12 protein-coding genes are annotated in these 11123 nt (G+C 70.4%); 10 read left to right on the forward strand and 2 right to left on the reverse strand.

The genetic code is table 11. From position 1 onward, the window contains the following. Positions 1 to 170 precede the first annotated feature (170 nt). The 7 genes from HTZ82_RS15780 (at position 171) to HTZ82_RS15810 (ending at position 5513) form a co-directional block, all read left to right on the forward strand. Positions 171 to 1292, forward strand: coding sequence for a SchA/CurD-like domain-containing protein (locus tag HTZ82_RS15780; RefSeq protein WP_175410018.1), 1122 nt, complete (start codon positions 171 to 173; stop codon positions 1290 to 1292). Between the two features lie 109 nt (positions 1293 to 1401). Beyond that, positions 1402 to 1866: a cupin domain-containing protein gene (locus HTZ82_RS15785; protein WP_175410019.1), complete on the forward strand. Its 465-nt coding sequence runs from the start codon at positions 1402 to 1404 to the stop codon at positions 1864 to 1866. Further along, on the forward strand, positions 1863 to 3131 hold the full coding sequence (locus HTZ82_RS15790) for a beta-ketoacyl synthase (protein ID WP_175410020.1): 1269 nt from the start codon (positions 1863 to 1865) through the stop codon (positions 3129 to 3131). The genes HTZ82_RS15785 and HTZ82_RS15790 overlap by 4 nt, the downstream gene beginning before the upstream one ends. After that, positions 3128 to 4378, forward strand: a complete 1251-nt coding sequence (locus tag HTZ82_RS15795; protein WP_175410021.1) for a ketosynthase chain-length factor — start codon at positions 3128 to 3130, stop codon at positions 4376 to 4378. The genes HTZ82_RS15790 and HTZ82_RS15795 overlap by 4 nt, the downstream gene beginning before the upstream one ends. Before the next feature lie 34 nt (positions 4379 to 4412). Further along, a complete protein-coding gene (locus HTZ82_RS15800; protein ID WP_175410022.1) occupies positions 4413 to 4670 on the forward strand; it encodes an acyl carrier protein in 258 nt (85 codons plus the stop codon). Between the two features lies 1 nt (position 4671). Beyond that, positions 4672 to 5151, forward strand: coding sequence for an SRPBCC family protein (locus HTZ82_RS15805; RefSeq protein ID WP_175410023.1), 480 nt, complete (start codon positions 4672 to 4674; stop codon positions 5149 to 5151). Positions 5152 to 5177: 26 nt separating this feature from the next. Next, positions 5178 to 5513, forward strand: coding sequence for a TcmI family type II polyketide cyclase (locus tag HTZ82_RS15810; RefSeq protein WP_175410024.1), 336 nt, complete (start codon positions 5178 to 5180; stop codon positions 5511 to 5513). 90 nt (positions 5514 to 5603) lie between these two features. Here the strand turns inward: HTZ82_RS15810 and HTZ82_RS15815 are convergent, their stop codons facing one another. Beyond that, positions 5604 to 6551, reverse strand: a complete 948-nt coding sequence (locus HTZ82_RS15815) for an amidohydrolase family protein (protein WP_309235508.1) — start codon at positions 6549 to 6551, stop codon at positions 5604 to 5606. A gap of 149 nt (positions 6552 to 6700) precedes the next feature. Then, on the reverse strand, positions 6701 to 8332 hold the full coding sequence (locus tag HTZ82_RS15820; RefSeq protein WP_175410026.1) for an FAD-dependent monooxygenase: 1632 nt from the start codon (positions 8330 to 8332) through the stop codon (positions 6701 to 6703). Positions 8333 to 8576: 244 nt separating this feature from the next. On the opposite strand from HTZ82_RS15820, the gene HTZ82_RS15825 reads away from it, so the two are divergent. From HTZ82_RS15825 to HTZ82_RS15835, 3 genes are all read left to right on the forward strand, one after another. Beyond that, entirely contained in the window at positions 8577 to 9836 is a 1260-nt protein-coding gene (locus HTZ82_RS15825) for a cytochrome P450 (RefSeq protein ID WP_175410027.1), read from the forward strand. Positions 9837 to 9860: 24 nt separating this feature from the next. Next, complete coding sequence (locus tag HTZ82_RS15830) at positions 9861 to 10166, forward strand: antibiotic biosynthesis monooxygenase (protein ID WP_175410028.1); 306 nt, start codon at positions 9861 to 9863, stop codon at positions 10164 to 10166. 99 nt (positions 10167 to 10265) lie between these two features. After that, positions 10266 to 11093: an aldo/keto reductase gene (locus tag HTZ82_RS15835; protein ID WP_175410029.1), complete on the forward strand. Its 828-nt coding sequence runs from the start codon at positions 10266 to 10268 to the stop codon at positions 11091 to 11093. Positions 11094 to 11123 lie beyond the last annotated feature (30 nt).

An 11123-nucleotide genomic window follows, 5' to 3' on the forward strand; every position in this document is an offset into this window, starting at 1 on the left:
CGTCGCGTCCCGCCCCCGGCGGTTCTCCCGCCGGCGGTTCCCTCGATCGGCCCGCGTGGCTCGCGGAGTCCGCAGCACCGACCCACGATGAAGGCCCAGGGCCGAGCGCCGTTCGGGTAACCGGAAACGGCGGTCGCCGCTGCTCTCGCGTCGTAAGGAAGGTCTGCCGGATGACCACTTCACCACGCATATCCCAGTCGGCGTTCGACGGCACCAGGCTGCGGGTGCTCCTGCTCGTCGACCTCCACGAAGGCACCCAGCAGGAGTTTCTCGACGCGTACGAGCAGATGCGCAGCCGAGTCGCGTCCGTACCCGGTCACCTCAGTGACCAGCTGTGCCAGTCGATGGAGAACCCGTCCCAGTGGCTCATCGCCAGTGAATGGGCGAGTGCCCCGCCGTTCCTCGCCTGGGTGAACAGCGAGGAGCACCTCGAAACGGTCAGGCCCATGCAGCGCTGCGTCCGTGACACCCGGTCGATGCGCTACAGCGTCCTCCGCGAGACCGGCCACGCCCTGCCGCCCACCGCGGCCACCACCGGCGGGACACCGGCCGCCGCGCGGACGGGCGACGGACTGACGCGCCACGCGCTGACCTTCACCGTCAAGCCCGGCTCCGAGTCGAAGGTCGCGGAGATCCTCGCCGGATACGCGCCGCCGGAGTCCCGCGTCGACGACTCCACGCAGCTCTGCCGCACCACGCTGTTCATGCACGGCAACCGGGTCGTACGCGCCGTCGAGGTGCGGGGCGACCTGCCGACGGCCCTGCGCCATGTCGCGCGTCAGCCCGAGGTGCGGGCCGTCGAGGAAGCCATCAATCCGTACCTGGAACAGGCCAGGGACCTCACCGACCCCGAGTCCGCACGTGCCTTCTTCACCCGCGCGGCCATGCCGGCCGTGCACCATGTGGCACGCGGCGGCCCGGAACCCGCCGACGTGCGGCGCCACGCGCTGTACTACCCGGCTCGCGAGGGCTGCGGGATGGCGCTGGCCCGGCTGCTCTCCCAGCAGGACGAGACCGCCGCGGACGATCCCGCCTGCGCCGTGCACCGCAGCACGGTCTTCCACCGGGACGACATCGTCGTCCGGCTCATCGACGTGTCGGGCGACCCCGAGACCGATCCGGTCAGGGCGCTCGGCATCCACGGCACGCGGAAGGCGGCCGTGCTGGCACGCCTGCTCGACGGTGCCGCACTCGGCGTGGCAGGACCGCTCACGGGAGAACGGGACGCGACCCGCCTCCTGGCGCACGCCGACATGACGCTGATCACCGATCGCCGGGCTCCCCAGTCCTGACAGCGCACGGACGACCTCCCCGGCAGCACCCGACCGGCAAACACCCACAGGCAACACGCACCGGCAACATCCCCGGCAACATCCCCACCGCTCAACCTGGAGTCGGATCATGCACAAGACGCGCCCGCGCATCGTGGACCTGAGCGAGACCGAGCCCAACCGGAAGCGCGGCGGCGACCTGCGCACCCTGCTCACCCCCGTCACGGTGGGTGCCACCAGCGGGTTCATGGGCCTGGCCATCATGCGGCCCGGCGAACGCATCAGCGAGCACTACCACCCCTACTCCGAGGAGTTCGTGTACGTCGTCGACGGCGAGCTGGAAGTCGACCTGGACGACGAGACGTTCCCGCTCCGCGTCGACCAGGGCCTCATGATCCCCATCAACATGCGGCACCGCTTCCGCAACACCGGTGACGTGGACGCCCGGATGGTCTTCCACCTGGGCCCGCTGGCGCCGAAACCGAGCCTCGGCCACGTCGACACGGAGACCCTGGAGGGCGGCGAGGACCTCAAGCCGTATCCGCTCGTGCAGGAGGAGGACACGCGGTCCGAACGACGTGAGGTCCCCTCATGACCCGGCGGGTCGCGGTCACCGGTCTAGGCGTCGTCGCCCCCGGCGGCATCGGCGTGCCGGCGTTCTGGGACCTGCTGTCCGCCGGCCGCACCGCGACGCGGGGCATCACGCTCTTCGACCCCGAGGGGCTGCGTTCCCGGATCGCGGCCGAGTGCGACTTCGACCCGTACGACCACGGGCTCGCACCCGAGCTGGTCGAACGCGCCGACCGGTACATCCAGTTCGCCATGGCCGCGGCGGCGGAGGCGGTGGCCGACAGCGGGATCCGGTTCGCCGAGGAGGACCCCTGGCGGGTGGCCGTCTCCCTCGGCAGCGCCGTGGGCGGCACCACCCGCCTGGAGCACGACTACGTCCTCGTCAGCGAACGGGGGCGGCGCTGGGACGTCGACCACCGCGCCGCCGACCCGCAGCTCCACCTGGCGTTCTCGCCCAGCACCCTGGCCTCCGTCGTCGCCGAGCACTTCGGAGCCCAGGGGCCGGTGCAGACCGTGTCGACCGGCTGCACCTCCGGACTCGACGCCGTGGGCTACGCCTTCCACACCATCGAGGAGGGCCGCGCCGACATCTGCGTCGCCGGAGCGTCGGACTCCCCGATCTCCCCGATCACCATGGCCTGCTTCGACGCCATCAAGGCGACGTCGCCGAACAACGACGACCCCGCGCACGCCTCCCGGCCCTTCGACGCCCACCGGGACGGATTCGTCATGGGCGAGGGCGCCGCGGTGCTCGTCCTGGAGGAACTCGAACACGCCCGTGCCCGCGGCGCCCCCGTCCACTGCGAGATCAGCGGCTACGCCACGTTCGGCAACGCCTACCACATGACAGGGCTCACCAGTGAGGGCCTGGAGATGGCCCGCGCCATCGACACCGCCCTCGACCACGCCCGCGTGGACCCGACCCACATCGACTACGTCAACGCGCACGGCTCGGGCACCCGCCAGAACGACCGCCACGAGACCGCAGCGGTCAAGCGGTCCCTGGGCGCCCACGCCTACGACACGCCCATGAGCTCGATCAAGTCCATGGTGGGCCACTCCCTGGGCGCGATCGGCGCGATCGAGGTCGTCGCCTGCGTGCTGGCCCTGGCCCACCAGGTGGTGCCGCCGACGGCGAACTACGAGACACCGGACCCCGAGTGCGACCTGGACTACGTACCGCGCACCGCACGCCCCCGGAAGCTCCGCAACGTGCTCTCCGTCGGCAGCGGCTTCGGCGGGTTCCAGTCCGCGGTGCTCCTGACGGGCCCGGGCGGGAGGAAGCGATGACTGCTCAACGGACCCGACCCCGCACCGCGGTCACGGGCATCGGTGTGGTCGCGCCCAACGGGCTCCACCCGGAGACCTACTGGAAGTCCGTCAAGGAGGGCGTGAGCGTACTGGACCGGATCACCCGGGAGGGCTGCGGACACCTGCCGCTCCGGGTCGCCGGCGAGGTCCGGGGGTTCGACCCCTCGGCGTACATCGAGGAGACCTTCCTCGTCCAGACCGACCGGTTCTCGCACTTCGCCATGGCCGCCGCGGGTCTCGCGCTGGAGGACGCGGGACTGGGCGGCCTCGCCGCCGATTCACCGTACTCCGTCGGTGTGGTCACCGCCGCCGGATCGGGCGGCGGCGAGTTCGGCCAGCGGGAACTGCAGAAGCTGTGGGGGCAGGGATCCCGCCACGTCGGCCCCTACCAGTCCATCGCCTGGTTCTACGCGGCCAGCACCGGCCAGATATCCATCCGCGGCGGCTTCAAGGGCCCCTGCGGAGTCGTCGCCAGCGACGAGGCCGGCGGCCTTGACGCCGTCGCGCACGCCGTCAGGACCGTACGGCGGGGCATCGACGTGGTCGTGGCCGGCGCGGCCGAGGCCCCGCTCGCCCCGTACTCGATGGTCTGCCAGCTCGGCTACCCCGAGCTCAGCACCGTCGACGACCCGGCGAGCGCCTACCGCCCCTTCACCCGGGCGGCCTGCGGCTTCGTGCCCGCCGAGGGCGGCGCCGTGCTCGTCGTCGAGGACGCGGACCGCGCGCACCGCCGTGACGCGGCCGTCCGCGCCACCGTGGCGGGACACGCCGCCACCTTCACCGGCGCCTCACGCTGGGACCGGTCACGGGACGGACTCGCGCACGCCGTCCGCGGCGCCCTCGACGAGGCCGGCTGCGCACCGGAGGAGATCGACGTCGTCTTCGCCGACGCCATGGGCGTACCGGAGGCGGACCGCGCCGAGGCACTCGCCATCGCCGACGCCCTCGGCCCGCACGGCACCCGAGTGCCCGTCACGGCCCCCAAGACCGGCATCGGACGGTCCTACTGCGGGGCACCCCTGCTGGACATCGCGGCCGCCGTGATGGCCATGGAGCACGGGCAGATACCGCCGACACCCAACGTCTTCGACGTCTGCCACGACATCGACCTGGTGACCTCCACGGCACGCCCGGCCGAGCTCCGCACGGCCCTGGTCCTCAGCCGGGGACTCATGGGTTCCAACGCGGCGCTCGTCCTGCGCCGCGGCACGGGACCGGCCGCCTAGCACGCACCCCTCACCCCTACGGCAAGGAGAACGCATGAACACCGAAGTGACCGTCGAAGAACTGGCCGCCCTGATGAAGAAGGCCGCGGGGGTGACCGTCGACCCGCAGGAACTCGCCCGCCGGATGGAGACGCCCTTCGCCGACTTCGGGCTGGACTCGCTCGGCCTCCTCGGCATCGTGGGCGAGCTGGAGAACCGGCACGGCCGGGCGCTCCCCACGGACGCGGAGCGCTGCAAGAGCCCCCGCGACTTCCTCGACCTCGTCAACGGCACTCTCACGGCTGGAGCCTGACATGGCAGGACACACCGAGAACGAGATCACCATCGCCGCGCCCCTCGACCTCGTCTGGGACATGACCAACGACCTCGACCGATGGCCGCGGCTGTTCAGCGAGTACGCGGCGGTGGACGTGCTGTCCCGCCAGGGCGACACGGTCACCTTCCGCCTCACCATGCACCCCGACGAGAACGGCAAGGTGTGGAGCTGGGTCTCGGAACGGGTCACCGACCGCGACCAGCTCACCGTCCGCGCGCGCAGGGTCGAACCCGGCCCCTTCGAGTACATGAACATCGTGTGGACGTACGAGGAGACCCCGGACGGCACCCGCATGCACTGGACACAGGACTTCGCCATGAAGCCCGACGCCCCGGTCGACGACGCCGGCATGACGGAGATCATCAACCGGAACTCGCCCATCCAGATGGCTCTCATCCGCGACCGCATCGAGCAGGTGGCCGACGAGCGGCGTACCGCACCCATCACACCCGCCTGAGCGACGCCGTCGCGGAAGGAGACCTCATGCACCACGCCCTGATCGTCGCCCGGATGGCCCCGCAGTCGGCTCCGGACATCGCCGAGGTCTTCGCGGCCTCCGACCGCGGCGAGCTCCCGCACCTCGTCGGTGTGACCCGGCGCCGGCTCTTCCAGTTCGGCGACGTGTACATGCACTACATCGAAGCCGAGCAGGACCCCGGGCCCGCCATCGCGCAGGTGGCCGACCACCCCGAGTTCCGCGACATCACCAGGAAGCTCGAAGCGTACGTCAGCCCGTACGACCCGCAGACCTGGCGCGGCCCGAAGGACGCCATGGCGCGGTGCTTCTACCGCTGGGAGCGGGACCAGGCTGCCCGGTGACGCACCGGTGACGCACACGGAAGAAGGCCGCTGCGCCCGAGCAGCGGCCTTCTTCCGCGTCCGTCAGTCCGTCACGCGTCCGTCAGTCCGTCAGAGGCGGGCGAGCGCCGGCATCAGACGGAGGGCGTTGTCCCGGTTGATGCCCTGGAGCTGCCGCTCCGAGAGGGCGGGATCGCTGTCCAGCGCGGGCGCCGCGACCTCGGTGACGACCTGCGCGGGCGTGGGCGGCCAGTCCGTGCCGAAGAGGATGCGGCCGGGGTCCACGGTGGCCAGCAGCGTGGGCGTCGACGAGGGGGACATGGGGCCCGCCGTGTCGAAGTAGAAGCGGTGCAGATAGTCACGGACCCGGCCGGGCTCGATCCCGGGCGTCAGATGACCGCCGAAGAGTTCGAGCCGGGTGGCCATGTAGGGAAGGAACCCCCCTCCGTGCGGAAGGATGAACGTGAGGTTCGGATAGCGGTCCAGGGTGCCGTTCCTGATGAGGTTGATGGCGGCCCGTGTGGTGTCCATGAGGAAGTCGCAGACGAACGGCGGCATTCCCGGCAGTCCCGCACCACCGTCCTTCCCCGCCGGCACCTCCATCGGGTGGGTGCTGATGACCGCGGACCGCTCGTTCAGCTCCTTCAGCAGGCGGTCGTGCGCGTCGTCACCGAGATAGACACCGTCCATGCTCGTGCGCGTGCTCACACCGACGGCGCCGAGCTCGTCGAGACCGAACCGGAGGCTCCACTGCGAGAGTTCCAGGTCGTCGAGGAACACGGGCGTGAAGAAGGCGAAGCGTGCCGGGCGGCTCGCGACGACGTCGGCCGCCGCCCGCAGGGCGACCCGTGCGCTCTCCTGGCGCTCCGCACGCTCCCGGAGCCGTCCGAGCATGGCCACCGTCATGACGGCCGTGCCGATGCCCGTCCTGTCCATGACGTCGACGGCGGTGTCCAGGTCCCACCGCGTCCACCACGGCAGCTTCTCTCGGTGGACGACGCCGCGTTGTTCCGCCCAGTCCAGCCAGGCCGGCGCGGTGAAGTGGTGGTGGACGTCCACCCGGCCGCCCGCGGCCGGCCCGCCGGCGTGGGCCGCAGCCGGGGCCCGCGGCGCCGTGCGGCCGTCCGCCGCGTCGTCCGGATCCTGGAGCTGGGAGGTGCGTACGAACGTCATGGCGATGTCCTCTTCTCGGCGACTTCGGTGGGTGATCAGCCGCGGCACAGCACGGTCTGTAGCACGTCCGTCAGGACGCGGTCGGCGTGCGGCGTGGCCGCGGGCGCTCGCCACGCGACAAAGCCGTCAGGGCGTACGAGGACGGCACCGTCGTCGGCCACACCGTGCGACCGCGCCCAGTCGGCGTCCGCCTCGGGGACGAGGTCGTGCTCAGGGCCGTGCCCCACGAGGTACGCCTCGACGGGAACGCCCAGGGCGCCGGACGCCTTCGCCGCCGCCTCCCGCCACATCCGGCCCCGGGACCCGGCGAGGACGACGAAGGAACGCTCGTACAGATCCAGCGTGGAGATCCTCACGCCGCCCCTCATGACCCACAGATGGGGCGCGCGGCTCCCCGGCTCGCCGCCGAGCCCGAAGCTCTCGGGGACCACCGGCCGGTCCGGCGCTGCCCCCACGACGGCATCCGACGCGTACCGGTAGCAGAGCGCGACGGTCATGAGATCCGCCGGGTCGTTGTTCCTGCCCGCCGCCGGGCTGAATCCCGGGTGCTGCTCCTCGGCCGCCTGCAGGCACGCGCGCGCGCTCGTCGCGACCGCGACCGGACGCCGTTCCCGCTGGTAGGTGTCCAGCAGGGGCGTGCCGGCCCAGCCGCGGAGCACCGCGGCCAGTTTCCAGGCGAGGTTGTGTGCGTCCTGAATTCCGGTGTTGGAGCCGAACGCCCCCGTCGGCGGCATTTCATGGGCCGAGTCACCGGCCAGAAAGACCCGGCCCTGCCCGTAGCTGTCCGCGACCCGGTTCGACGCGTGCCAGGGCGCCTTTCCCGTGATCTCGACATCGATATCCGGAACGCCGACGGCCGCGCGGATGTGCTCCGCGCAGCGCTCGTTGCTGAAGTCCTCCAGGTCTTCGCCGCGGTCGGGGAACCACGGGGCGTGAATCACCCATCGTTCCTCGTTGTCCACGGGCAGCAGAGCGCCTTCTCCCAGCGCGTCGGTGACATAGCAGACGATGAACCGCTTGTCCCCGACGTATTCCTTGAGCGCCTTGCTCCGGAAAGTGATGCTGACATTGTGGAAGAGCTCGCCCGGACCTGACTGGCTGATTCCGAGGTATTCGCGGACAGGACTTCTGGGTCCGTCGGCCGCCACCAGGTAGTCGGCGTCCACGGTGTACATCTCACCGGTGTCCCGGCTCATGATCCGGGCCCGCACTCCGTCCCGGTCCTGCGTGAAGGAGACCATCTCCGTGCCGAAGCGGATATCGCCGCCCTGGTGACGCGCGTGGTTCAGCAGCACCGGTTCGAGGTCGTTCTGACTGCAGAGGCACCAGTTCGACGAGCTGATCCGGGACATGTCCGTACCCGCGGAGATGTCCTCGATGATCCAGCGGCGCCGGTCACCGGTGAGGGTGTCCACCTGAAGAACGCCCTCGTTCCCGGCGAGAGCCGAGGCGGCCTCGCGGATGCGCGTCTCCAGTCCGGCGGTCCGGAAAATCTCCATGGTCCGTACATTGTTCCCACGGCCGCGGGGGTGCGTCGACGTCCTGGCATGCCGCTCCACAAGCATGTGCTCGATGCCGAGGCGCCCCAGGAAAACCGAGGTGGAAAGGCCCACCAGAGATCCGCCGACGATGAGAACCGGTACCGATTGTGCTGCGCGTCCGCTCACTCGTTTCCTTACCCATCCGGCAATGCCAGGTCCGTGAGTGGGGGACCGGCTCTGTCAGCGAGTGTCTACCAAGCGGAATGAGCCCTAGCGACCGGGGCGCGCCTGTGCTGGGCCGACCGGGTCAACAGGTAGTACGTCCTTCATACGGAGGCCGACCCGAATGGTCCAGCGACGTTTGGTTCACGTCGCCGCACGGGAAATCGTTGGCACTGACCAGCCGGCAGCTCGACCCCCGGGACCATTCATGACGCAAGCGTTCGCATCCGAGGAAATGTCGTCCGAGAAGGCCGCCGCAGAGGCGTCCGCCTGCACCAAGGCCTTCCGCGCCGATCCGCATCCCGTGTACGCCACGCTCAGGGAGGCGGCTCCGGTATGCCCGCTGTCACCCCCGCACGGTGTCGAGACATACCTCATCACCCGCTACGACGACGCGCGTACCGCGTTGGCCGACCCCCGGCTCAGCAAGGACATGTACGGCGCCATCGACGCCTACCACCGCATCTTCGGTGACTCGTCGATCGCCCTCGACGACAACATGCTCTTCTCCGACCCTCCCAAGCACACCAGGCTCAGGAGGATCGTCGGCAGCACCTTCACCCCGAAAAGGGTCGAATCACTGCGTCCGCGCATCCAGAAGATCACCGACGATCTGCTGGACCGGTGCGCGACATCGGAACCCATGGACCTGCTCCCGGAGTTCTGCTTCCCGCTGCCGCTCCACGTGATCTGCGAACTCCTGGGCGTCCCGGAGAACGAACGCAAGCAGGCCCAGGCGTGGTCCGCCACCGTCGCACAGACCGGCTTCGGCCCGGAGGCGCGCAAGGCGCTGGAGGTCGCCGAGGGCAATCTGCGCGACTACCTCGTGGACCTCATCGAACGGAAGCGGAAGGAGCCCGACGGGGCCCTGCTGAGCGCACTCGTCTCGGCGAGGGACCAGGAGGGCGCGCTCACCGACCACGAACTCGTCTCCACGGCGTGGGTGCTGCTCTTCGCGGGGCACAAGTCGACGGCGTACCAGGTCGGCAACGCCGTCTACCATCTGCTCACCGAGCCGGAGCAGAAGCGGTTGGCGTTCCAGGACGCGCGCGCGACGGCCGAGGCCGTCGAAGAGATCTTCCGGCTCGAGACCTCCGTGGAGAACTCGACCTTCCGCTACGCCACGGAGGACATCGTCATCCGCGACACGCTCATCCCCAAGGGTGCGCTCGTCCAGATCTCGATCACCGCGGCCAACCGCGACCCCGAGGTGTTCGCCGACCCGGACCGGATGGACGTCACGCGCCCGAACGTCCAGGCCACCCACATCGCCTTCGGCTACGGCCCCCACTACTGCATCGGCGCGCCCCTGGCCCGTATGGAGATGCAGATCGCGCTCACCACGCTCTTCACGCGGTTCCCGCGCATGGCCATGGGCGTGGCACCGGAGGACGCCCGCTGGCTGACCGTGCCGTTCCCCGCCTTCCGCGGGCTGGCGGAGCTGCCGGTCGTCCTCGACCCGGCCTGACGGGCGGCGGCCGGGGTGAAGGACATGGAACGTGTACGGGTCGTCCGGCTGCTGCGCGTACGGGAAGGAAGGGAAGCCGACTTCGTCAGGGCCTACCGCGGCGTGCGTGAACGGTCCGTGCGCTTCCCCGGACATCTCGGCGAACAGCTGTGCCGCTCGATGGACGACTCCGCCCAGTGGCTGCTCACCAGCGAGTGGGAGAGCCTCGAAGCCGTGAAGCGGTGGCGCACCGACCCCGATCACACGCGTCTGGTCGAGCCGATGAACACCTGCCTGCACGACGACCGGTGGACGCGGGTCTTCCGCGTCATGGAGAGGGCGGCCGAGTAGCGCGGTGGTGAGGGCGGGCGGGAACGCGATCCGGGAGCCGTTCGTTCACGTGTGAGCGAACGAAGGCAGTGCCGACCGACGACGTAAGGAAGCGACCGCGTGAGCAAGGTCCCGTCCCGCACCCTCAACAACGGTGTCACCATGCCGCAGCTCGGCTTCGGAGTCTGGCAGGTGCCGGACGACGAGGCCACGGCGACGGTGGCCACGGCCCTGGAAGCCGGCTACCGCAGCATCGACACCGCGGCCGTCTACGGCAACGAGCGCGGCACCGGCCGGGCCGTCGCCACGTCGGGCATCCCCCGCGACGAGGTCTTCGTCACCACCAAGCTGTGGAACACCGACCAGGGCTACGACTCCACGCTGCGCGCCTTCGACGCGTCGCTGGAGCGGCTCGGCCTGGAGTACGTCGACCTGTATCTGATCCACTGGCCGGTTCCGGCCCGTGACACGTACATCGACACGTACAGGGCGTTCGAGAAGATCTACGCGGACGGACGCGCGCGGGCCATCGGCGTGTCCAACTTCCTGCCCGGGCATCTGGAGCGGCTCATGGACGCCACGTCCGTCGTGCCGGTCCTCAACCAGATCGAGCTGCACCCGCAGCTCGCCCAGTCCGCGTCCCGCGCCTTCCACGCCCGCCACGACATCGCCACCGAGGCGTGGTCGCCGCTCGGCCAGGGCAAGGGGCTGCTGGAGGCCCCGGCGGTCGTGGCGGTCGCGCGGAAGCACGGCCGCACACCGGCGCAGGCCGTCCTGCGCTGGCACCTCCAGCTCGGCAACATCGTCATCCCCAAGTCGTCGACGCCGTCCCGGATCCGCGAGAACATCGACGTCCTCGGCTTCGAGCTGGACGCCGACGACCTCGCGGCGTTCGCGGCCCTCGACGAGGGACGGCGCATCGGCCCGGACCCGGCCGTGTTCGGCTGACCGGCACACAACAGCGGTACCTGGCGGTGG

The sequence above is a fragment of the Streptomyces sp. TRM64462 genome, assembly GCF_013362995.1.
In the GTDB taxonomy this organism is placed as follows: domain Bacteria; phylum Actinomycetota; class Actinomycetes; order Streptomycetales; family Streptomycetaceae; genus Streptomyces.